21 protein-coding genes are annotated in these 23065 nt (G+C 68.9%); 18 read left to right on the top strand and 3 right to left on the bottom strand.

Annotated features, from left to right (window positions below; all coding sequences use genetic code 11):
• The first annotated feature begins 1 nt into the window (after nt 1).
• From E6C70_RS04910 to dnaE, 15 genes are all read left to right on the top strand, one after another.
• Entirely contained in the window at nt 2-1414 is a 1413-nt protein-coding gene (locus E6C70_RS04910; RefSeq protein ID WP_136422770.1) for a UDP-N-acetylmuramoyl-tripeptide--D-alanyl-D-alanine ligase, read from the top strand.
• Entirely contained in the window at nt 1411-2523 is a 1113-nt protein-coding gene (gene mraY / locus E6C70_RS04905) for a phospho-N-acetylmuramoyl-pentapeptide-transferase (protein ID WP_136422767.1), read from the top strand. Before E6C70_RS04910 ends, mraY begins: the two co-directional genes overlap by 4 nt.
• Nucleotides 2520-4058, top strand: a complete 1539-nt coding sequence (gene murD / locus E6C70_RS04900; protein WP_168770850.1) for a UDP-N-acetylmuramoyl-L-alanine--D-glutamate ligase — start codon at nt 2520-2522, stop codon at nt 4056-4058. The genes mraY and murD overlap by 4 nt, the downstream gene beginning before the upstream one ends.
• The gene (gene ftsW, locus E6C70_RS04895; RefSeq protein ID WP_136422762.1) at nt 4018-5247 is read left to right on the top strand and encodes a putative lipid II flippase FtsW; all 1230 of its coding nucleotides are present in this window, start codon (nt 4018-4020) and stop codon (nt 5245-5247) included. Before murD ends, ftsW begins: the two co-directional genes overlap by 41 nt.
• Complete coding sequence (locus E6C70_RS04890) at nt 5244-6335, top strand: UDP-N-acetylglucosamine--N-acetylmuramyl-(pentapeptide) pyrophosphoryl-undecaprenol N-acetylglucosamine transferase (protein ID WP_136422760.1); 1092 nt, start codon at nt 5244-5246, stop codon at nt 6333-6335. Before ftsW ends, E6C70_RS04890 begins: the two co-directional genes overlap by 4 nt.
• Nucleotides 6336-6383: 48 nt before the next feature.
• The gene (gene murC, locus E6C70_RS04885; protein ID WP_136422758.1) at nt 6384-7784 is read left to right on the top strand and encodes a UDP-N-acetylmuramate--L-alanine ligase; all 1401 of its coding nucleotides are present in this window, start codon (nt 6384-6386) and stop codon (nt 7782-7784) included.
• A gap of 13 nt (nt 7785-7797) precedes the next feature.
• Nucleotides 7798-8736: a cell division protein FtsQ/DivIB gene (locus tag E6C70_RS04880; RefSeq protein ID WP_136422756.1), complete on the top strand. Its 939-nt coding sequence runs from the start codon at nt 7798-7800 to the stop codon at nt 8734-8736.
• Nucleotides 8737-8888: 152 nt separating this feature from the next.
• The gene (gene ftsZ / locus E6C70_RS04875) at nt 8889-10097 is read left to right on the top strand and encodes a cell division protein FtsZ (RefSeq protein ID WP_136422754.1); all 1209 of its coding nucleotides are present in this window, start codon (nt 8889-8891) and stop codon (nt 10095-10097) included.
• 11 nt (nt 10098-10108) lie between these two features.
• Entirely contained in the window at nt 10109-10798 is a 690-nt protein-coding gene (locus E6C70_RS04870; RefSeq protein ID WP_136422752.1) for a YggS family pyridoxal phosphate-dependent enzyme, read from the top strand.
• A gap of 25 nt (nt 10799-10823) precedes the next feature.
• A complete protein-coding gene (locus E6C70_RS04865) occupies nt 10824-11321 on the top strand; it encodes a cell division protein SepF (protein WP_136422751.1) in 498 nt (165 codons plus the stop codon).
• 4 nt (nt 11322-11325) lie between these two features.
• Nucleotides 11326-11631: a YggT family protein gene (locus tag E6C70_RS04860; RefSeq protein WP_136422749.1), complete on the top strand. Its 306-nt coding sequence runs from the start codon at nt 11326-11328 to the stop codon at nt 11629-11631.
• Nucleotides 11632-11744: 113 nt separating this feature from the next.
• Complete coding sequence (locus tag E6C70_RS04855; RefSeq protein WP_136422746.1) at nt 11745-12425, top strand: DivIVA domain-containing protein; 681 nt, start codon at nt 11745-11747, stop codon at nt 12423-12425.
• Nucleotides 12415-13035: a signal peptidase II gene (gene lspA, locus E6C70_RS04850; protein ID WP_136422744.1), complete on the top strand. Its 621-nt coding sequence runs from the start codon at nt 12415-12417 to the stop codon at nt 13033-13035. Before E6C70_RS04855 ends, lspA begins: the two co-directional genes overlap by 11 nt.
• Nucleotide 13036: 1 nt before the next feature.
• The gene (locus E6C70_RS04845) at nt 13037-13957 is read left to right on the top strand and encodes an RluA family pseudouridine synthase (protein ID WP_136422743.1); all 921 of its coding nucleotides are present in this window, start codon (nt 13037-13039) and stop codon (nt 13955-13957) included.
• Between the two features lie 115 nt (nt 13958-14072).
• A complete protein-coding gene (gene dnaE / locus E6C70_RS04840) occupies nt 14073-17600 on the top strand; it encodes a DNA polymerase III subunit alpha (protein WP_268895946.1) in 3528 nt (1175 codons plus the stop codon).
• A gap of 10 nt (nt 17601-17610) precedes the next feature.
• Here dnaE and E6C70_RS04835 read toward each other — a convergent pair whose 3' ends face one another.
• Both E6C70_RS04835 and E6C70_RS04830 read right to left on the bottom strand, forming a co-directional pair.
• Nucleotides 17611-18207 (bottom strand): GNAT family N-acetyltransferase, encoded by a 597-nt coding sequence (locus E6C70_RS04835; protein ID WP_136422741.1) that lies wholly within the window; start codon nt 18205-18207, stop codon nt 17611-17613.
• A 32-nt stretch (nt 18208-18239) separates the two neighbouring features.
• Entirely contained in the window at nt 18240-18776 is a 537-nt protein-coding gene (locus E6C70_RS04830; protein ID WP_136422739.1) for a flavin reductase family protein, read from the bottom strand.
• Nucleotides 18777-18879: 103 nt separating this feature from the next.
• On the opposite strand from E6C70_RS04830, the gene hisD reads away from it, so the two are divergent.
• The 3 genes from hisD to E6C70_RS04815 are packed head-to-tail and all read left to right on the top strand — an operon-like array spanning nt 18880 to nt 21712.
• Nucleotides 18880-20184, top strand: coding sequence for a histidinol dehydrogenase (gene hisD, locus E6C70_RS04825; RefSeq protein WP_136422737.1), 1305 nt, complete (start codon nt 18880-18882; stop codon nt 20182-20184).
• Between the two features lie 26 nt (nt 20185-20210).
• Nucleotides 20211-20684, top strand: a complete 474-nt coding sequence (gene nrdR / locus E6C70_RS04820; RefSeq protein WP_136422735.1) for a transcriptional regulator NrdR — start codon at nt 20211-20213, stop codon at nt 20682-20684.
• 2 nt (nt 20685-20686) lie between these two features.
• Complete coding sequence (locus E6C70_RS04815) at nt 20687-21712, top strand: quinone-dependent dihydroorotate dehydrogenase (RefSeq protein WP_136422733.1); 1026 nt, start codon at nt 20687-20689, stop codon at nt 21710-21712.
• A gap of 9 nt (nt 21713-21721) precedes the next feature.
• On the opposite strand, the gene E6C70_RS04810 is transcribed toward E6C70_RS04815, so the two are convergent.
• Nucleotides 21722-23029, bottom strand: a complete 1308-nt coding sequence (locus E6C70_RS04810) for a DUF445 domain-containing protein (RefSeq protein WP_136422731.1) — start codon at nt 23027-23029, stop codon at nt 21722-21724.
• Nucleotides 23030-23065: the final 36 nt, after the last annotated feature.

Below are 23065 nucleotides of genomic sequence, written 5' to 3'. Positions count from 1 at the left end.
CATGATCGCTCTCACGCTCGCCGAGATCGCCGCGGCGACGGGCGGAACCCTGCGCCTCGACGGCACCGACGCGACCTCGGACACCGTCATCGCGGGCGCATCGCACACCGACTCCCGTGAGGTCGCGGCGGGTGACGTCTTCTTCGCCAAGCCGGGGGAGTTCACCGACGGGCACCTGTTCGTGCCGCAGGCCGTTGAGGCGGGCGCCGCACTGCTCGTCGTCGAGCGGCCCCAGCAGGCCGCCGTGCCGCAACTCGTGGTCGCCGACACCGTCGATGCGCTCGGAGCGCTCGCGCACGAGGTCGTGGAACGCGTTCGCGCATCCGGTGTCCTGAAGATCGTCGGCGTGACGGGGTCCAACGGCAAGACCACCACCAAGAACCTGCTGCGCGCCATCCTCGAGCGCGTCGGGCCGACCATCGCCCCGAGGGCGTCGTTCAACAACGAGGTGGGCGCGCCCTTGACGATGCTCGAGGTGACGGACGAGACCCGCTTCCTCGTCGCCGAGATGGGAGCGAGCGGCATCGGCGAGATCGCCCGGCTCATCCGGCTGGCGACGCCCGACATCGGCGTGGTCCTCAAGGTCGGCCTCGCCCACGCGGGTGGGTTCGGAGGAATCGAGGCCACCCAGCGCGCCAAGAGCGAGATGGTGACCGATCTGCCGTCCTCCGCCGTCGCCGTCCTCAACGCCGACGACCCGCGGGTCGCCGCCATGGCCGCACTCACACCGGCACGCGTCGTCTGGTTCGGGATGGGGACGGATGCCGCCGTCCACGCCAGTGACATCCACGTGTCGGCGGATGGCACCTCCTTCACCCTCCACCTGGCGTCGGGCGAGAGCCGTGCCATGCACTTCCGCGTGCTCGGGGAGCATCACGTCATGAACGCCCTCGCGGCAGCCGCGGTGGCCGAGGAGTGGGGCGTCGGCATCGACGACATCGTCTCGGCGCTGGAGTCCGTCCGGCTCGCGGAGCGCTGGCGCATGGAGGTCATGGGCGGCCGCGACGGCGTCACCATCATCAACGACGCGTACAACGCGAGCCCCGATTCCATGTCCGCCGCGCTCAAGACGCTCGCGCAGATCGCCGCACCCGGCCAGCGCACCATCGCTGTGCTGGGCGAGATGAGCGAGCTCGGCGAGTTCGCGGGCGAGGAGCACGACCGCATCGGTCTTCTCGCCGTCCGGCTCGGCATCTCGCAGATGGTCGTGGTGGGCCAGGAGGCCCGGCGGCTGCACATCTCCACCATCAACGAAGGATCGTGGGACGGCGAGTCGGCCATCGTGGACGACGCGGATGCGGCCTACGATCTGCTCGAGGGTCTCATCGGGCCCGGCGACCTGGTCCTGGTCAAGTCGTCGAACTCGGCGGGGCTGCGTCACCTCGGGGACCGGTTGGGAGGGCGATATTCGTGATAGCGCTCCTGACCGCCGGCGGGCTCTCGCTCGCATTCACCCTCTTCCTCACGCCCGCGTTCATCAAGCTCTTCCACCGGCTGCAATGGGGCCAGTTCATCCGCGATGACGGTCCGAAGGCGCATCACTCCAAGCGAGGCACAGCCACGATGGGCGGCCTCGTCATCATCGTCGCCGTGCTGTTCGGCTACTTCGGCGCCCTGCTGATCGCAGGCCTGATCACGGGCCACGGCGAGCCGCCCAGCATCTCGGCCCTGCTCGTGCTGTTCATGATGATCGGTCTCGGCGTCGTCGGCTTCATCGACGACTTCCTCAAGACGCACAAGCAGCAGAGCCTCGGCCTCGGCGGCTGGTCCAAGGTGATCGGCCAGGTCGTGGTGGCGGGGGTGTTCGCGATCCTCGCGCTCAACTTCCCGAGCAAGAACGGCATCACCCCAGCGTCGACCAGCATCTCCTTCATCCGCGACCTGCCGCTCGATTTCATGAAGCTCGGCACGGTCATCGGCATCGGATTGTTCGTCGTCTGGATCTGCGTCATCACGGTGGCCACCTCGAACGGCGTCAACGTCACCGACGGCCTCGACGGCCTCGCCAGCGGTTCCTCGATCTTCGCGATCGGCTCGTACATCATCATCGGCTTCTGGCAGGCCCAGCAATGGTGCTTCAGCGACACGATCGACCCTGACAACGTCTACAAGTGCTACGGGGTCCGCGATCCGTTCGACCTGGCCATCATCGCCACCGCGATCGTCGGCGCGCTCATCGGCTTCCTGTGGTGGAACACCTCGCCGGCGCAGATCTTCATGGGCGACACCGGATCGCTCGCACTCGGCGGAGCGCTCGCCGCCCTCGCCGTCCTCAGCCACACCGAACTCCTGCTCGTCTTCATCGGCGGACTGTTCGTGATCGAGGCCGGTTCGGTGATCGTCCAGCGGGCCTACTTCAAGGTCACCCGCGGCAGACGCATCTTCCTGATGAGTCCGATCCACCATCACTTCGAGCTCAAGGGCTGGGCGGAGATCACCGTCGTGGTGCGCTTCTGGATCGTCGCCGGCCTGCTCGTCGCGGTCGGCGTCGGGTCGTTCTACCTCGAGTGGCTCTCGCGGTGAGCGGAACGGATGCCGCCGACCGTCTCGACGGCCTGACCAGTTGGCACGCGGACTGGCGCGGACTCCGGGTCGTCGTCCTGGGCCTCGGCGTCACCGGATTCGCCGCGGCCGACACCCTCGCCGAACTGGGAGCCGATGTCCTCGTGCTCACGTCGTCGGCTGACGACGAACGCGCCGGCCTTGTCGACGTCATCGGCGCCCGACTCGTCGTCGAGCCGCTCGATGATGCACCCGCCTCCCTCATCGACCATCGTCCCGACCTCGTCATCGCGTCTCCCGGGTTCCACCCCGACCATCCCGTACTGGCGTGGGCCGAACAGACCGGAGTTCCCGTCTGGGGCGACATCGAGCTGGCGTGGCGGCTGCGCGACAAGGTCGGTGATCCCGCGGAGTGGATCCTCGTGACCGGCACCAACGGCAAGACCACCACTGTCCAGCTCACGGCCGCGTTCCTCGCGGCAGCCGGCCTCCGCGTGGCGCCGTGCGGCAACATCGGCGTACCCGTGCTCGACGCGGTGCGCGATCCGCAGGGCTGGGACGTGCTCGTGGTCGAGCTATCCAGCTACCAGCTGCATCACCTGCGACGTTCAGGCCCCGGCGCACTGGCGCCGCACTCGGCCGTCTGCCTCAACCTCGCCGACGACCACATCGACTGGCACGGCTCGTTCGAGGCCTACCGCGACGCGAAGGCGACGGTCTACGCCAACACCCGGGTGGCCTGCGTCTACAACAAGGCCGACGAGAACACCCAGCGCATGGTCGAGGACGCCGAGGTGCAGGAGGGCGCACGGGCGATCGGGTTCGGACTCGGCGTCCCGGGTCCCAGCGACTTCGGAGTCGTCGACGGCATCCTGTGCGACCGAGCCTTCCTCGAGGACCGTCGCAACACGGCCATCGAGCTGACCACGGTCATAGAGCTGGAGGCCCGCGACCTCGGCGCGCCGCACGTCGTGGCCAACATCCTCGCCGCCGCGGCCCTCGCGCGGTCGGCCGGAGTCGACCCGCTCACCATCCGTACCGCGCTCGAGAGCTTCACCCTCGACGCCCACCGCATCGCCACGGTCGCGTTCGAGGACGGGGTGCGCTGGGTGGACGACTCCAAGGCAACCAACCCGCATGCGGCGCAGGCATCCCTGCGCGCCTTCGGGTCCGTCGTCTGGATCGCCGGCGGGCTGCTGAAGGGCGTCGACATCGACGACCTGGTGCGCACGCAGGCCCACCGCCTTCGCGGCGCCGTGCTCATCGGCGTCGATCGGTCGGAACTCCGCGCCGCATTCGAGCGACACGCCCCCGAGCTGCCCCTCGCCGAGGTCGACACCGATGACACTGGAGACGTGATGCCCCGCGCGGTCCGTCTGGCCGCCGAGGTGGCACGGGCAGGGGACACCGTCCTCCTCGCTCCGGCCGCCGCCTCGATGGATCAGTTCGCGGATTACGCCGAGCGGGGGCACCTGTTCACGCAGGCCGTGCACGAGTACCTGAAGGGGGAGGCGGATGACGCAGACGCAGCCCCGACCCGGCGAGACGACCAGTAGGCGCCAGCAGGTCGCCTCCACGGCATCCGCCGCCCGCATCTCACTCGGCCGCGTCTTCCGCGCCGACGGCGGCAACTACTTCCTCCTGCTCGGCACCACCCTGTTCCTGGTGATCTTCGGCGTGGTGATGGTGCTCTCGTCGTCGTCGGTCGACTCCATGCTGGCCAACCAGGGCGCGTTCGGCGGTGCAGGCAAGCAACTCATGTTCGCCGCCATCGGCATCCCGATCATGCTCATCGCCAGTCGCATGCCGCCCACCTTCTGGAGACGGATGGCGCTGCCGGCGCTCGCTGTCGGCGCCGGGCTGCAGCTGCTCGTCGTCGCCACCCCGTTGGGCGCCCAGGACGGCGGCAACCAGAACTGGCTGCCCATCGGCGGCTTCCAGCTCCAGCCCTCCGAGATCATCAAGGTGGCCCTCGTGGTCTGGCTCGGCAGCATCCTCTGGGCCAAGCGCAACCGCCTGGGTGAGCCCAAGCAGACCCTCGTGCCGATCTTCCTCATCGGCGGCGGCGCGATCGGCCTCGTGCTCGTCGGCAACGACCTCGGTACCGTCATCATCCTCGGCGGCATCCTCATCGGCGCGCTGTTCTTCGCGGGCATGAAGCTGAGGTTCATCTTCATTCCCGTGGTCCTCGGCTCGATCGTCGCGGTGATCTTCGCCGCGACGAGCGAGAGCCGCCTGCGTCGCCTCACCTCGTTCTTCAACGCGAGCAACTGCTCCGACGTCCACAACGACTGCTGGCAGACCATCAACGGCAACTACGCCCTCGCCGACGGCGGCATCTTCGGGGTCGGCCTCGGCAACTCCAAGGGCAAGTGGCAATGGGTGCCGGCCGCCGACAACGACTTCATCTTCTCGATCATCGGCGAGGAGCTGGGCCTCATCGGGGCGATCGTCGTCCTGGCACTCTTCGTGCTGCTCGCCATCTCCTTCATCCGCATCATGCGTCAGGCGCCCGACCTGTTCTCGCGGGTCGTCACGGGAGCCGTCCTCGTCTGGGTCATCGGACAGGCATGCGTCAACATCGGCGTCGTCCTCGGCGTCTTCCCGGTGCTCGGCGTTCCATTACCTCTGGTCTCGGCCGGTGGCACCGCTCTGCTCTCCACGCTGTTCGCGATCGGCATCGTGCTCTCCTTCGCGCGCGGCGGCTACCGTCCGCTGGCGGCGGAGCCCGTCCAGCCGCGATGACCGCCTACCTGCTGGCCGGCGGAGGAACCGCCGGCCACGTCAACCCGCTGCTCGCCGTCGCCGACCGTCTGCACGAGCGCGACTCCGACGCGGAGATCCTGGTGCTCGGCACGGCGGAGGGGCTCGAGTCGCGGCTCGTCCCGGCCCGTGGGTACGAACTGGCGGTCATAGCCCGCGTCCCCTTCCCTCGCCGGCCCAACCGGCAGGCGGCGGCGTTTCCGCGGCGCTTCCGGCGTACGGTGGCCGACGTCGCCGACCTCATCGAGAATCGTGGCATCGACGTGGTGGTCGGATTCGGCGGCTACGTGTCGACTCCGGCCTACATCGCCGCCCGACGCCGCCACGTGGGGATCGCCGTGCACGAGGCGAACGCCCGCCCGGGTCTGGCCAACCGTCTCGGCGCTCGCTACACCCGGCACGTCGGGGTGGCATTCGCCGGCACCCCACTGCCGAACGCGCGGGTCGTCGGCATGCCGCTCCGCCGCGAGATCGAGCAGCTCGACCGGGTCGCGTCCCGGCCGGAGGCCCTCGCCCTGTTCGGACTCGACGAGGACCGGCCCGTGCTGCTCGTCACGGGTGGATCGCTCGGCGCGCGCCGCATCAACGCCACCATCCGAGCGGCGGCCGGCGACATCATCCGTGCCGGATGGCAGGTGCTGCACATCACCGGAGACGCAGCCGAGATCGATGATCCCGGTCTGGACGGCTACCGCATTCTGGCGTACTGCGATCGGATGGACCTCGCGCTCTCCGCAGCGGACTTCGCCGTCTCGCGTGCCGGCTCGGCGACGGTTAGCGAACTGTCCGCCCTCGGCATTCCCGCCGTCTACGTCCCCTACCCCGTCGGCAATGGGGAGCAGCGCTTCAATGCGGCCGGCGTCGTTCGCGCGGGAGGTGGGATCCTCGTCGAGGACGCCGCCTTCGTTCCGGACTGGGTCCGCAGCGACCTACTGCCACTGCTCGGTGACGCGCCCGCACGCGCACGCATGGCGAGCGCTGCAGCATCCGTCGGCATGCTCGACGGCACCGACCGGATGCTCGAGTTGGTCGCCGACGCGTTGCCCGGGAATGCGCGCCCGGGCGCGTAACGTTGGAGGCGTCATCCGCGCCGTCCCCTCACGAGAAGAGCACCACCTGTGACCATCAAGCCCGACCTCGGCATCACCGTTCCCGATGAGCTCGGACGAGTGCACTTCGTGGGCATCGGCGGTTCGGGGATGAGCGGGATCGCCCGGCTGTTCCTGGGAGCAGGCCACACCGTCACGGGCTCCGACGTCCGCGACAGCGCCAACATCGCCGCGTTGCGCGACGCCGGAGCGAGCGTCCACATCGGGCACGATGCCGCCAACCTCGGCGATGCCGACACCGTGGTGGTCACCGGGGCGCTCTGGCAGGACAACCCCGAGTACCAGCTGGCCCTCGAGCGTGGCCTCCCCGTGCTCCACCGCTCGCAGGCTCTGGCCTGGCTGGTTTCCAAGCAGCGCCTCATCTCGGTTGCAGGCGCCCACGGCAAGACCACGTCGACCGGCATGATCGTGACGGGACTGCTCGGCCTCGGCCAGGACCCGAGCTTCGTCAACGGGGGAGTCATCGACACCCTCGGCGTCAGCTCCGCCCGCGGAGAGGGCGAGCTCTTCGTCGTGGAGGCCGACGAATCCGACGGCTCCTTCCTGCTCTACGACACCTCCGTGGCCCTCATCACCAACGTCGACCCCGACCACCTCGACCACTACGGTTCGCTCGAGGCCTTCGAGGATGCCTTCGTGCGATTCGCCGCCGAGGCGAACGAGTTCGTCGTCATCTCCTCCGACGATGCGGGAGCGCGGCACGTCGGGGCGAGGCTCGACGGCGCGCAGACGATCACGTTCGGCGAGGCGGAGGATGCCGACGTGCGCGTCTTCGACGTCGTCACCGACGGGCCGGTGGCGTTCAGCCTGGAGTGGCAGGGCATCCCGTATTCCGCGCGGTTGAGGATCCCCGGCCGCCACAACGCCATCAACGCGGCCGGCGCTTTCGCCGTTCTCGCGGGGCTCGGGTTCGATCCCGAGGCAGCACTCGCTGCGATCTCCACGTTCGGCGGCACGGAGCGGCGCTTCCAGCTGCACGGGACCGTCGGCGGCGTGAGCGTGTACGACGACTACGCGCACCACCCCACCGAGGTCGCCGCCGCACTCTCCGCCGCCCGCACCGTGGTCGGCGATGGCCGCATCATCGCCGTGCACCAGCCGCACCTCTACAGCCGCACGCGCCTGTTCGCGCAGGAGTTCGCGGATGTCCTCGAGACCTACGCCGACGAGACGGTCGTGCTCGACGTGTACGGCGCCCGTGAGGACCCCGAGCCCGGCGTGACAGGTGCCCTCGTGAGCGAGCGGTTCAGCAACCCCGAGCACGTCGCGTTCGTCTCGGACTGGCAGGACGCCGCCGACTACACGGCCTCGATCGCCCGCGACGGCGACTTCGTCATCACCCTCGGCTGCGGAGACGTCTATCGCATCGTTCCTCAGTTGCTCGGCTCGCTGCAGAAGGCCGACGGATGAGCCGAGCCATCGCGTGAAGCGTCCGCAGGGCTTCGACGCACGCGCGCATGCGCCCGCTTCGTCGGTTGACCGGACTCCGGAAGCATCCTCGGTCGACCGGGATGCCGCGACCGGTCCGATCCCTGTTGATTCGACGGCGGACCGTCGACCGCCACGAGCGGACTCGACTGAGTCCGAGCGCGCCACCGCGCAGCCCACCTCCGACCGATCGGCTCGCTCGCGCATCCGTGCCGCCGCGCGCGAGCGCAAGCGCGACGAGCGCGCCGAGGTGCGCCGGTTCACGGTGGCCAGCCGGCGTAGACGTCGCAACTGGCTCATCGCCGGCGGAGCGCTGCTCGGCATGATCGGCATCGTCGCGGCCGTCGCCTTCTCACCGGTCACGGCCGTTCGCGTCATCCAGGTCGAGGGCGCGTCACGGGTTCCGCCTGCGTCCATCGTCACCGCGCTCGGCGACCAGCTCGGCACGCCGCTCGCCCTCGTCGACGAGGGGGCGGTGCACCGCGCCCTCTCGACGTTCACCCTCATCCAGAGCTACAGCGTCGAGGCGCATCCGCCGGACACGCTCGTGGTACGCATCGTCGAGCGAGATCCGGTCGGCAGTGAGAAGACCGCATCCGGCTACGACCTGGTCGACTCGGCCGGCGTCGTGATCTCGTCCACGCCCGATCGCCCGGCCGGCTACCCCGTGCTCGTCGTGACGACCCCTCGGGCGCTGGCGGCGGCCGGCGAAGTCGTCCGGTCCCTGCCCGCCGACGTGCGTGCCCAGCTCGACCAGGTTCGGGCCGAGACCAAGGACGACGTCACGCTCACTCTCACGACGGGACCGACGGTCGTCTGGGGCAGCGCAGAGGACTCGGTGCTGAAGGCTGCGGTGTTCGCCCGCCTCGTCGCCGCTGCTCCCGGCGCCAGCCGCTACGACGTCTCCTCTCCGTCCAACCCCGTCTACGACTGAGCCCCGGGCTTTCGTCGCGGGTTTGTTCCGACACGCCCGACCGGGTTGCGGATGCCCGCGCCTGCTCGCCCTAACGTCGAGTTCAGGAAATGCATACCCAGCATAACTTTAAGCTTCGAGTAGAAGTTTAGGGTTTCAACCGGAGGCCGGACGTGTCAACAAACCAGAACTACCTCGCCGTCATCAAGGTTGTCGGAATCGGCGGCGGCGGCGTCAACGCCGTCAATCGAATGATCGAGCTGGGTCTCCGCGGAGTCGAGTTCATCGCCATCAACACCGACGCCCAGGCGCTGCTCATGAGCGATGCCGACGTGAAGCTCGATGTGGGACGCGACCTCACCCGCGGTCTCGGAGCCGGAGCAGACCCCGAGGTGGGTCGCCGCGCCGCCGAGGACCACGCCGAGGAGATCGAGGAGGCCCTCGCGGGCGCCGACATGGTCTTCGTCACGGCCGGAGAGGGTGGAGGAACCGGAACCGGCGGCGCTCCCGTCGTCGCCCGCATCGCCAAGTCGATCGGCGCGCTCACCATCGGTGTCGTCACCAAGCCCTTCGGCTTCGAGGGCCGCCGGCGCCAGAGCCAGGCCGAACTCGGAGTCTCGACGCTGAAGAACGAGGTCGACACCCTCATCGTCGTGCCCAACGACCGCCTGCTCGAGATCAGCGACCGCGGCATCAGCATGCTCGAGGCCTTCTCGACTGCCGACCAGGTGCTGCTCGCCGGCGTGCAGGGCATCACCGACCTCATCACCACGCCCGGCCTCATCAACCTCGACTTCGCCGACGTCAAGAGCGTCATGCAGGGCGCTGGCTCGGCCCTCATGGGCATAGGCTCGTCGCGTGGCGCGGACCGCGCCATCAAGGCTGCCGAGCTGGCCGTCGCCAGCCCACTGCTCGAGGCGTCCATCGACGGCGCGCACGGCGTTCTGCTGTCCATCCAGGGCGGATCGAACCTGGGCATCTTCGAGATCAACGACGCCGCGCGCCTGGTGCAGGAGGCCGTGCATCCCGAAGCCAACATCATCTTCGGCGCGGTCATCGACGACACCCTCGGCGACGAGGTGCGGGTCACCGTCATCGCAGCCGGTTTCGACGGGGGAGAACCCCAGTCGATCGATGTCGAAGCGCGAAAGAGCACGGTCACGAAGGCGACGGTCGGAGCCGCGGCGGCAGCGATGGGCATCGGCGGCGGCAGCCTGCTCGCGTCCGACGACGACCTGGACGTCTCGGAGTTCGACATCGACGAGCTCGTCGAGAGCGCCCCGTGGTCGGCGACCGACTCGAAGATCGCGGACTCGGCCGTCATCGACGCCGCATTCGCGGACGACGGCGACGACCTCGACATCCCCGACTTCCTGAAGTAGCCGTGCCGACGATGACGGATGCCACGCTTGCGCAACGACTGACCGACGTGCAGGACGGCATCGCCGATGCCGCTGCCGAGGCCGGTCGCGCCGCTGGCGAGATCACCACCGTCGTCGTCACCAAGTTCCAGCCCGTCGAACTGCTTCGCGAACTCGTCGAGCTCGGGGTGCGCGACCTGGGCGAGAACCGCCACCAGGAGGCTCGTGAGAAGGCCTCCGAGCTGACCGGGCTCGGCATCCGTTGGCACTTCGTCGGACAGCTGCAGGGCAAGAAGGCCAAGCAGGTGCGCGAGTACGCCTCGGTCATCCACTCGGTCGACCGCCCGGCGCTCGTGCACGCGCTCGCCTCGAACGAGTCGAGCGTCGACTGCTTCGTCCAGGTCAACCTCACCGGCGACCAGGAGCGCGGCGGCGCGAGCCCCTCCCAGCTGCCCGGCCTCGTCGACGACGTGCTCGCCACCCCCGGGTTGCGTCTCCTCGGGCTGATGGCCGTCGCCCCGCTCGACGAGGAGCCCCGCCGGGCGTTCGCCCACGTGCGCGCCCTCTCGGAGCGCATCCGGTCTCAGGCTCCCGACGCCGTCGCGATGTCGATGGGCATGTCTGGCGACTACCGCGCCGCCATCCTCGAGGGAGCGACACACCTTCGAATCGGCACGGCCATTACCGGCAATCGACCGCAGCCGCGGTTAATCTCGAACTAGACGCATCAAGGCAACGGAGGTAGCGATGTCCAACCCGCTCAAGAAGACCATGGTCTACCTGGGTCTGGCCGACGAGGAGCTGGACTACGACGGCCAGCCGAGCGACGCTCCGGCCCAGCAGCAGCAGCACCACCAGCAGCAGCCGGCCCCGGTTGCCGCACCCTCGCGAGGAGGAGCACCGGTGACCCCACTGCGCACCAAGCCTACGGCGGCCCGTCCGGTCGCCCCCGTCGCCGAGATGAACGAGATCCTCACGGTCCACCCCCGTCAGTACCGCGACGCGCAGGTGATCGCCGAGAGCTTCCGGGAGGGCATCCCGGTCATCATCAACCTGTCACAGATGTCTGACGGCGACGCGCGTCGACTCATCGACTTCGCCAGCGGTCTCTCACAGGGTCTGTACGGCAAGATCGAGCGCGTCACCAACAAGGTGTTCCTGCTCTCGCCGGCGCACGTCGCCGTCTCGGGCGAGAGCACGGGTGCCGACTCCGACGTCGACGCGTCGTTCTTCGCCCAGCAGTAGAGAAGTGTCGCCCGTCTCGCTCATCGCGAGCATCGCCTACTTCGTCCTCCTGCTGTACTTCTTCGTCATGTGGGCGCGTTTCGTCCTCGACCTGGTGCGGATGTTCAACCGCTCATTCCGTCCGGCCGGCTTCGGCCTCGTGCTCGTCGAACTGGTCTACGCGCTCACCGACCCGCCCATCCGCTTCTTCCGTCGCATCATCCCGTCGCTCCGCCTCGGCGGTGTCGCCTTCGACTTCGGCTGGAGCATCACCATGCTGTTGGTGATCATCCTCATGTGGGTCACGGCGGCGCTCCGCGGCGTCGGCTGAGGTCGTCGGCGTCATCCGACGCCGCACGCGTCGGCGCGGCGTGCCAATCCCCAGCGGACTTTGCTAGCGTTAGCTGATCCGTTCCCCGATTCGAGTTCTAAGGGTGGAAAGCCATGGCGCTAACTCCGGAAGATGTTGTCAACAAGCGGTTCCAGCCGACCAAGTTCCGGGAGGGCTACGACCAGGACGAGGTCGATGACTTCCTGGACGAGGTGGTCGTCGAACTGCGTCGCCTGAACCAGGAGAACGACGACCTCCGCCAGCGTCTCGCCTCCGGCGATTCCCGCCCGGTCGAGGCTCCGGCAGCCGCTGCCCCCGAGCCCGCGCAGACCGTCGCCGAGCCGATTCCCGCTCCGGTGCCCGTCGCAGCACCCGCCCCGGCCGCCCTCAGTGCCGAGGACGAGCAGGCCAGCACCACGAACCTCCTCCAGCTGGCTCGTCGCCTGCACGAGGAGCACGTCCGCGAGGGCATCGAGAAGCGCGACGCGCTCATCGCCGAGGGCCACGCGACCGCAGCACGTCTGGTCGCAGAGGCCGAGGCGAAGCAGCGCGCCCAGATCGGCGCGCTCGATGCAGAGCGCCAGGGCCTCGAGAGCCGCATCGACGGACTGCGCACCTTCGAGCGCGAGTACCGGTCCAAGCTCAAGAGCTACATCGAGGGCCAGCTGCGCGATCTCGACAGCTCGACGGCAGACGGCGCCCAGAGCGTTCCGGCATCCACCGGCCAGTTCGCTCCGCCCGTGAGCGCGGGCGGAGAGCAGCAGGCTCCGAGCTTCCAGGGCTTTGGCGGATAGCGCCGGCGCGAAGAAGGTCAGCTCCACCGCACTCGTCGTCCTGGCCGTCGTCGCCGCCTGCGCCTACGGCCTCGACCAGTTCAGCAAGTACCTCGTAGTCACCCACCTGACACCGGGAGAGACGGTCCCCGTGCTGGGGCCGGTGCTGCAGTTGCTGCTCGTCCGCAATGCGGGCGCCGCCTTCTCGCTCGCCAGCGGCATGACGTGGATCTTCACGATCATCGCGAGCGCCGTCATCGTCTTCATCATCTGGTTCGCGTCGCGCATCCGCTCCAAGGCCTGGGCCGTCGTCTTCGGACTCCTGCTCGGCGGGGTGCTCGGCAACCTGACGGACCGCCTGTTCCGGGAGCCGAGTTTCGGCCTCGGCCACGTCGTGGACTTCATCTCCACGCCGTGGCTGGTGCCAGCGATCTACAATCTCGCCGACTCGTGCATCGTCGCGGCGATGGGGCTCTTCCTCATCCTCACCCTGCGTGGCATAGGCCTCGACGGCACCAGGGCCTCCAAGAAGTCCACGGACGCCGAGCAGCCCGCGGATGTCGTCGAACCCGCGGCAGGCGATGACACGGTCACGAACGCCGCTGCTCCGATTCCGCCCGCCGAGCGCTGACGTGGAGACCCGGTCGCTCCCGGTGCCCGACGGACTCGACGGGGTCCGTCTCGACGCGGGCCTTGCCAAGCTGCTCGGGTTCTCGCGCAGCTTCGCGGCTGACGTCGCAGAGGCGGGGGGAGCCGTTCTCGACGGACGCGTCCTCGACAAGTCAGACAAGCTCCGCGCCGGTTCCTGGCTCGAGGTGAGCTGGCAGGAGAAGTCGCCCGTCCATATCGTGCCGATCGCCGTTCCCGACCTGGGCATCGTGTTCGACGACGAGGACATCGTCGTGGTCGACAAGCCGGCGGGCGTCGCGGCGCATCCGTCCGTGGGTTGGACGGGCCCCACCGTGGTCGGTGCCCTGGCCGCCGCCGGGTTCCGCATCTCCACATCCGGCGCGGCTGAGCGTGCTGGCGTCGTCCACCGGCTCGACGCGGGCACCAGCGGCCTCATGGTCGTCGCGAAGTCGGAACGCGCGTACACCGCCCTCAAACGCGCCTTCCACGATCGGGAGGTCGAGAAGATCTACCACGCCGTGGTGCAGGGGCATCCCGACCCGCTCGCGGGCACGATCGACGCACCCGTCGGCAGGCATCCGCGTTCGGAATGGAAGTTCGCCGTGGTGGCGGGTGGCAAGCACGCCGTCACCCACTACGAGACACTCGAGGCGTTCCGAGCGGCGTCCCTGCTCGAGATCACGCTCGAGACCGGGCGAACACACCAGATCCGCGTGCACATGGCGGCCCAGCGGCACCCGTGCGTCGGCGATTCCATGTACGGCGCCGACCCGACCCTCTCCGCCACTCTCGGCCTGCAGCGGCAGTGGCTGCACGCCATGCGGCTGGGGTTCGACCACCCCGCGACGGGGGAGTGGGTGGCCTTCGAAGCGCCCTACTCACCCGACCTCCAGCACGCGCTCGACGTCCTGCGCGGCGACTGATCGACGGGTCGCCGATTCCGAGCGGAGCGCGACGCGACACTCGCTCGCCGGGGCCCTCAACGTCGGCCGCCGTCGTTAAGCTGGATACTCCCCACCCGAAGTCCAAGGAGCGTTCGTGGCCTCAACCGGCGACTCGTTCGTGCACCTGCACGTGCACAGCGAGTACTCGATGCTCGACGGAGCGGCGCGGGTCAAACCGCTCATCGACGCGGCTGTCGAACAGAGCATGCCGGCCGTCGCCGTGACCGACCACGGCAACACCTTCGGGGCGTTCGACTTCTGGCGCACGGCGACGGATGCCGGCATCAAGCCCATCATCGGCACCGAGGCCTACGTCACGCCCGGCACGAACCGGGGCGACCGCACCCGCGTGCGCTGGGGATCAGGCGGTGACGGCGATGTGTCGGGTTCCGGCGCGTACACGCACATGACGCTGCTGTCCTCCTCCACGGCGGGCATGCACAACCTGTTCCGGCTGTCCTCGCGTGCGTCGATCGAGGGCTACTACTTCAAGCCGCGTATGGACCGGGAGCTGCTTTCGCTCTACAGCGACGGGCTCATCGCCACCACCGGATGCGTCAGCGGCGAGGTGCAGACCCGCCTCCGGCTCGGACAGTACGCCGAGGCGCGCCAGGCGGCATCCGACTACCAGGACATCTTCGGCAAGGAGAACTACTACGCCGAGATCATGGATCACGGCCTGCCCATCGAGCGGCAGACCATGACCGACCTGCTGAAACTGGCGCGCGAACTCGACATGCCGCTCGTGGCTACCAACGACCTGCACTACACGCACGCGGCCGACGCCAAGAGCCACGCCGCGCTGTTGTGCGTGCAGTCGGCCTCGACCCTCGACGACCCCAACCGGTTCAAGTTCGACTCCGACGAGTTCTACCTCAAGAGCGCACGCGAGATGCGCGAGCTGTTCCGCGACCACCCCGAGGCGTGCGACAACACCCTGCTCATCGCCGAACGCTGCGAGGTGGAGTTCAACACCTCGGCCAACTACATGCCGCGCTTCCCGGTGCCCGAGGGCGAAACCGAGGAGACCTGGTTCATCAAGGAGGTCGAGCGAGGGCTCGTCGACCGCTACCCGGGCGGCATCTCGAGCGAGGTGCGCAAGCAGGCCGACTACGAGATCGGCGTCATCAGCCAGATGGGCTTCCCCGGCTACTTCCTCGTCGTCGCCGACTTCATCAACTGGTCGAAGGACAACGGCATCCGCGTCGGGCCGGGTCGAGGCTCGGGGGCCGGATCGATGGCCGCATACGCCATGCGCATCACCGACCTGGACCCTCTCCGCCACGGACTCATCTTCGAGCGCTTCCTCAACCCCGATCGCGTCTCCATGCCCGACTTCGACGTCGACTTCGACGACCGTCGTCGCGGCGAGGTGATCAAGTACGTCACCGACAAGTACGGCGACGAGCGGGTCGCGCAGATCGTCACCTACGGCACCATCAAGGCCAAGCAGGCCCTCAAGGACTCCTCCCGCGTGCTCGGCTTCCCGTTCGGCATGGGCGAGAAGCTCACCAAGGCAATGCCGCCGATGATCATGGGCAAGGACATCGCGCTCACCGGCATCATCGACAAGGAGAACCCGCGCTGGCGCGAGGCGGGCGATTTCCGGGCCGTGCTCGAGACCGACCCGGATGCCCAGACCGTGTTCGACACCGCGCTGGGCCTCGAGAACCTCAAGCGCCAGTGGGGAGTGCACGCGGCCGGCGTGATCATGTCGAGCGATCCGCTCATCGACATCATCCCCATCATGAAGCGCGAGCAGGACGGCCAGATCGTCACGCAGTTCGACTATCCGGCGTGCGAGTCGCTCGGCCTGATCAAGATGGACTTCCTCGGGCTGCGCAACCTCACGATCATCAACGACGCGCTCGACAACATCCGCGCCAACCGCGGCGTCGACCTCGTGCTCGAGGACCTCGAGCTCGATGACCGGCCGGCATACGACCTGCTCTCGCGCGGCGACACGCTCGGCGTGTTCCAGCTCGACGGTGGTCCGATGCGCTCGCTCCTGCGCCTCATGCGTCCCGACAACTTCGAGGACATCTCCGCGCTCATCGCCCTGTACCGTCCGGGCCCGATGGGTGCCAACTCGCACACCAACTACGCGCTCCGCAAGAACGGCCAGCAGGAGATCACGCCGATCCATCCCGAGCTCGCCGAGCCGCTCGCCGAGATTCTCTCGACGTCCTACGGACTCATCATTTACCAGGAGCAGGTGATGGCCATCGCCCAGAAGGTGGCCGGCTTCACCCTCGGTCAGGCCGACATCCTGCGCCGCGCCATGGGCAAGAAGAAGAAGAGCGAGCTCGACAAGCAGTTCGAGGGCTTCCGTTCGGGCATGCACGCGAACGGCTTCACCGATGCCGCCGTCGACAAGCTCTGGGAGATCCTGCTGCCGTTCTCCGACTACGCCTTCAACAAGGCGCACTCGGCGGCGTACGGCGTCATCAGCTACTGGACCGCCTACCTCAAGGCGCACTACCCGGCCGAGTACATGGCCGCCCTGCTCACGAGTGTCGGCGACGCGCGCGACAAGCTCGCGCTCTACCTCAACGAATGCCGGCGCATGGGCATCCAGGTGCTCCCACCCGACGTCAACGAGTCGATCGGGTTCTTCGCCGCCGTCGGAGATGACATCCGTTTCGGTCTCGGCGCGGTGCGCAACGTCGGGTTCAACGTGGTGGAGTCGATCCGGGGCGCCCGCGAGGGCAAGGGGCGATTCGAGAGCTTCCACGACTTCCTGCGCAAGGTGCCGATCCCGGTCGCCAACAAGCGCACCGTGGAGTCGCTCATCAAGGCCGGCGCGTTCGACTCCCTTGGTGCCACCCGCCGCTCGCTCGTCGAGATCCACGAGGGAGCCGTCGAATCGGCGGTCAAGGAGAAGCGCGCCGAGGAGAAGGGCGACGTCGGCTTCGACTTCGATTCGCTGTTCGACGACGGCGACCCCGGCGCGACCCCGGTCTCGCTCGTCCCCGATCGCCCGGAATGGGCCAAGCGCGACAAGCTGGCCTTCGAGCGCGACATGCTCGGACTGTACGTGTCCGATCATCCGCTCGCCGGGCTCGAGGTTCCTCTCGCCAAGCACGCGTCGACCACGGTGGCCGAACTGGTCGCGTCGGAGTACACCCAGGATGGCGACACGGTCACCATCGCGGGGCTGCTGACCAGCGTTCAGCATCGCACCGCGCGCCAGTCGGGCAACCAGTACGGCATGATCCAGGTCGAGGACTTCAGCGGCGAGATCACCGTGATGTTCATGGGCAAGGCCTATCAGGAGTTCTCGCCTGCGCTGGTCGGGGACTCGATCGTCGTGGTACGTGGGCGTGTCTCGATGCGCGACGACGGCATGAACCTGCACGCCTACAGCATCTTCAGCCCCGACATCGGGCAGGGCGCCGACAGCGGTCCCGTCGTGATCTCGCTGCCCGACAGCCGTGCGACGACGGATGCCATGCAGCAGCTCGGCGACGTCCTCATCCGTCACGCGGGTGAGACGGAGGTGCGGCTCAAGCTCGTGAAGGGTCCGGTCGCGCGGGTGTTCGAGGTGCCGTACCCGGTGTCGGTGTCGGCCGACCTGTACGGCGAACTGAAGAGCCTGCTCGGGCCGAACTGCCTCGTCTGACCGGCAGTCGTCAGGCCAGGTCGACGGTGAACAGGATGACCCCGGGATCCGTCTCGTCGGGTTGCCGGGTGAGTCCGACCCGCGGGTAGAATGCCTGCCCGCCTGTGTTGCGGGAGTCGACGGCGAGGTGCAGGCCCCGCACGCCCTCCGCGCGGAGACCGTCCAGCGCGCGCGAGATCAGCTCGCGTCCGAGCCCCCGGCCCTGGAGCCGCGGCAGCAGGTCGATGTGCAGGTGCGCCGGCCAGCGGTCCAGGGCGCCGGCCGCTCGACGCTCGGGTGCATGCAGGAGACGGATGAGGCGCCCGTCGGGCGTGTCTGCGTCGGTCCAGGGGTACTGGGCGCGCAGGGGCGGGTACCACTCCGCCTCCTGCCAGCTCTCGAACGCACGGGTGTCGGGAACGGCGAGCACGTAGCCGGCGATACCCAGCTCGTCCGCGACGACGAAGCCGTGTTCCGGGTGGCGAACGGCGTACGCTCCGGCGTAGACATGACCGAGCAGATCGGGATTCTGGTGCAGGGTCGTGGCATCCGCCCCCGCGTCGCCGGTCGCGAGGCAGACGTGATAGATGCCGGGCAGGTCCTGTGGCGCGGGGTGACGGATGTTCACCCGCCCACGTTACCGGCCCTCCAGAACGGGAATTACAGCGCTTCGCCCGGCGAGTGGTAGAGGCGCTCGTGATAGAGCAGCGGTGCGTCGATCGGGCCGAGGGCGCCGGCCTCGATCTGCACGACGACGACAGCGTTGTTGTGCACCGGCACGCGCTCGATGATGCGCCCCTCCATCCACGCCGTGACGTCGCGGAGGACGGGAAGCCCGTGCGGCCCCAGGGTCCAGTGGTCTCCGTCGAAGCGATGAGCGGCATCGCCCGACATGATGTCGGCGAGCGCGCGATTGCGACGACCCATCATGTGGATGACGACGTGCTCCGTCTCCGACACAGCGCGCCACGAACTGGCCGACTTGGCCATGTTGAACGTGGCCAGGGGCGGGACGGCGGCGAGGGAGGCGAGCGAGGTCGCCGTGAAGCCCACGGGAGCGCCATCGGGGTCCAGGGCGGTCACGACGGCGACTCCGGCCGCGTGACGACGGAAGGCCTGCTTGAAGGCGAGCAGGTCATCGGGCGTTCCGGCGTCGCCGAAGCCGACCGAGGGAGGAGCGGCAGCTGAATCAGTCATGGGCGTCCTCCAATCCTGCCACGCACGCCACCACCATCTCGTGGGCGGGACACTCGTCGTCACACGGCGGGCGCGACGAACGGGGAAACCTAAACTGGGCACGATGCTGCACACGATCGATCTCCGGGGCCGCTCGCACTCCACGTCCGACCTGCTCGCCCTCGTCCCACGCGCCGCCGTGGATGTCGGGGTGGCGAGCGAGCGCGCCGCCGAGCTCATCGACGAGGTGCGCCGCGGGGGCGAGGAGGCTCTTCTCGCCCAGTCGGAACGGTTCGACGGAGTGCGCCCGACCGCCCTGCGTGTGACCGCTGGCGAGATCGCCGGAGCGGTGGAGTCGCTCGAGCCCGCCGTCCGCAACGCGTTGCAGGAGACCATCCGTCGGGTGAGGCTGGCGAGCGAAGCGCAGGTGCCCCCGGCGACAGTCACCGAGCTCGCTCCCGGCGCGAGCATCCGTCAGCGCTGGCAGCCGATGGGCCGCGTCGGCCTCTACGTTCCCGGCGGCAAGGCGGTCTACCCGTCCAGCGTGGTGATGAACGTGGTGCCGGCCCAGGTGGCGGGCGTCGGCTCGATCGCGCTCGTCTCGCCCCCTCAGCGCGAGCACGGCGGGCGCGTGCATCCCACCGTCCTCGGCGCGGCCGGACTGCTGGGTGTCGACGAGGTGTACGCCATGGGCGGTGCAGGCGCGATCGGGGCGCTCGCCTACGGTGTCCCCGGCATCGGGCTCGCCCCCGTGCAACTGGTCACCGGCCCCGGCAACGTGTTCGTCGCCGCGGCCAAGCGGCTCGTCCGCGGCCGCACCGGCATCGATTCGGAGGCCGGACCCACCGACATCCTCGTGATCGCCGACGATTCAGCCGACGCCCGCTGGGTGGCTGCCGACCTCATCAGCCAGGCCGAGCACGACGAACTCGCCGCGGCCGTGCTGGTGACGGATGCGCCCGCCTTCGCGGAGGCGGTGCTGGCCGAGGTCGAACGACAGGCGTCGGCGACGACGCATCGCGAACGCGTCGCTGCGGCGCTCGGCGGCGAGCAGTCGGCGATCGTGATCGTCGACGACCTCGAGCAGGCAGCGGCGTTCTCCGACGCCTTCGGGCCGGAGCACCTCGAGATCCAGACCCGCGACAACGAGTCTGTGCTCGCGCGCATCGAGAACGCCGGGGCGATCTTCCTCGGCGCGTACTCGCCCGTGAGCCTCGGCGACTACGCCGCCGGCTCCAACCACGTGCTGCCCACGGGTGGCCAGGCGCGCTTCTCGGCGGGGCTGAACGCGGCGAGTTTCCTCCGCTCGCAGCAGGTGGTCGAGTACGACCGGGAGGCGCTCTCGGGAGTCGCCGACGCCATCGCAGCGCTCTCGGCGGCCGAGGTGCTGCCGGCCCACGGAGACGCCGTGCGGGCCCGCTTCAGCTGAGCCCTCCCCACTAGGCTGAAGACACGATGTTCTGCCCCTTCTGCCGTCACCCCGACTCCCGCGTCATCGATTCCCGCACCAGCGACGACGGCCTGAGCATCCGTCGTCGACGCCAGTGCCCCGAGTGCGGCCGGAGGTTCTCCACGACGGAGACGGCCAGCCTCGCCGTCATCAAGCGCAGTGGCGTCGTCGAGCCGTTCAGCCGCGAGAAGGTCGTCTCGGGCGTCCGTAAAGCGTGCCAGGGCCGTCCCGTGACCGACTCCGATCTCGCTGTGCTGGCACAGAAGGTCGAGGAGATCATCCGGTCCACCGGCGCGTCGCAGATCGAGGCGAACGACATCGGCCTCGCCATCCTGCAGCCGCTCCGAGAGCTCGACGAGGTCGCCTACCTGCGCTTCGCGAGTGTGTACCAGGCGTTCGAGTCGCTCGACGACTTCGAGTCGGCCATTGCGGGCCTCCGCGACGAGCACGGCCACCTCCCGGCCCGTCCGCAGGAGTAGCCGTGTACGACTGGCTGTTCCGCCGAGTGCTCTCCCGAATGGATCCGGAGAAGGCGCACCACCTCGCCTTCATGGTCATCCGTGCCCTGGGGTTGCCGGTGATCGACAGCATCACCGCTCGCATCGTCGGAACGGCCGAGACGCATCCGGTCGACACCCTCGGGCTGCGCTTCCCCACGCCGTTCGGCGTCGCGGCGGGTTTCGACAAGAACGCGCAGGCCGTCATCGGGCTGGGCCGGCTCGGGTTCGGCCACGTGGAGGTGGGAACCATCACCGCGCAGGCGCAGCCGGGCAATCCCAAGCCGCGCCTGTTCCGGCTCATCCCGGATCGCGCCGTGATCAACCGCATGGGATTCAACAACGAGGGAGCGGATGCGGCCCGCCTGCAGTTGCTGCGACTGCACCGCCGTCGTGACCGTCCCATCATCGGCGTGAACATCGGCAAGAGCCGGGTGACGCCTGTCGAGGACGCGACCCGCGACTACCGGGCGTCGACGCGCCTGCTGGCGCCGTTTGCCGACTACCTCGTCGTCAACGTCTCGTCGCCGAACACCCCCGGCCTGCGCGGGCTGCAGGAGCTCGACCTCCTCGCACCGCTTCTCACCGAGGTGAAGGCGTCAGCCGGGTCGACCCCGCTGCTGGTCAAGATCGCGCCCGACCTCGACGACGAGCAGGTCGACCGCATCGCCGCGCTCGTCGTCGACCTGGGCCTGGACGGCATCATCGCCACCAACACCACCATCGAGCGGGAGGGACTGCGGACCGATCGGTCCGTGGTCGACGCGGCGGGAGCAGGCGGTCTCTCCGGTGCCCCCCTCGCGAGCCGATCGCTCGAGGTGCTGCGGCGCATCCGTGCCGTCGTTCCCCCCGGGCTCTGCGTCATCTCCGTCGGCGGGGTCGAGACCGCTGAAGACGTCAGTGAGCGGCTGGCGGCTGGCGCGACCCTGGTGCAGGGCTACACCGGGTTCCTCTACCGCGGTCCGTTCTGGGCGCGGCAGATCAACCGGGGACTCGCCGCGACGACGTAGACCAGCGCCTCAGAACAGGGCGTGGATCCCGGCCGCGACGGCGTAGATCGCCGCGCCGGCGATGGCACCGACGACGGTTCCGTTGATGCGGATGTACTGCAGGTCCCTGCCCACCTGCAACTCGATCTTCTCGGTCGTCTCGCGGGCATCCCACCGCTCGACGGTCTCGGTGATCACCGCGGCGATGTCGTGGCGGTACGTGGACACGATGTGCGCCGCCGCATCAGCGAGCCAGGCGTTGATCTTGGCCGAGAGGATCGGATCGGTGAGTACTCGCGTTCCCACCTCGGCGACGGCGGAACGGATGCCGACCCGCAGCGCGCTGTCCGGGTCGGCGAGCGACTCGTCCAGGCTCACCTTGACGGATGCCCACAGCTCGTCGGCGAGCTCGCGCAGCCGAGGGCTGTCGATGAGGTCCGCCTTGAGCGCCTCCACCCGGGCGATCGTGCCGTCGTCGTGCTGCAGGTCGTCGGTGAGGCCGGTGAGGTAGCGGTCGACGGATGCGCGCAACGGATGATCGGGGTCATCGCGGATCGCGTGCACCAGCCCGAGCGCCTCGCGGTGAGTGCGGTCGTCGACGAAGCCCCCGACGAAACCGGGTACCCAGCGCGGCAGGCGCCCGGACACCACGCTCCCGAATGCCTCCGGATGCGCGACCAGCCACGCTTCGAGCGAATCGAGGACGAGGTCGATCGCCGCCCGCTGCTGGTCCGCTGCGACCAGACGCGAGCCCACGCGGCCGATCGATGGCCCCCACTCCGGCTCGACGAGATGACGCCTGGCGAGCTTCTCGATCAGGTCCTTGACGTCGTCGTCGCTCAGGAGGGTCATGACGCCGCGAGCGGCGGCCGCGGCCTCGGCGGTGAGACGCTCGGCGTTCTGCGGCAGGGCGAGCCATGCCCCGAGACGGTTGGCCACGTCGAAGGAGGCGAGCTTTCCGCGGATGACCTCCTCGGAGAGAAAGTTGGTCTCGACGAACTCGCCGAGGCTCGCACCGATCTCGTCCTTGCGGTTCGGGATGATGGCGGTGTGCGGGATCCGCAGGCCCAGCGGATAGCGGAACAGGGCCGTGACGGCGAACCAGTCGGCGATGGCGCCGACCATCGCACCCTCCGCCGCCGCCCGGACGTACTGCAGCCACGGGTAGGCATCCTGCAGGGCGAAGGAGACCGCGAAGACGACGGCCGCGAGTCCCAGCAGGGAGCCGGCGATGCGCTTCATCCGACGCAGCCCGGCGAGGCGCAGCTCGTCGGCCGCGGACAGGGGAGGGCGGGCGGCGTCGGCCGCTGCCGGTCGTGGGCGAGCATCCGTCGTCATCAGCCCGCCCCATCCCTCGCCGCCGTCGTTCCTGTC

This window comes from Orlajensenia flava, from assembly GCF_004801905.1.
Classification (GTDB): domain Bacteria; phylum Actinomycetota; class Actinomycetes; order Actinomycetales; family Microbacteriaceae; genus Orlajensenia; species Orlajensenia flava.
Note: the sequence above shows the minus strand (reverse complement) of the source record. Positions and strands in the feature narration are given on the sequence as shown.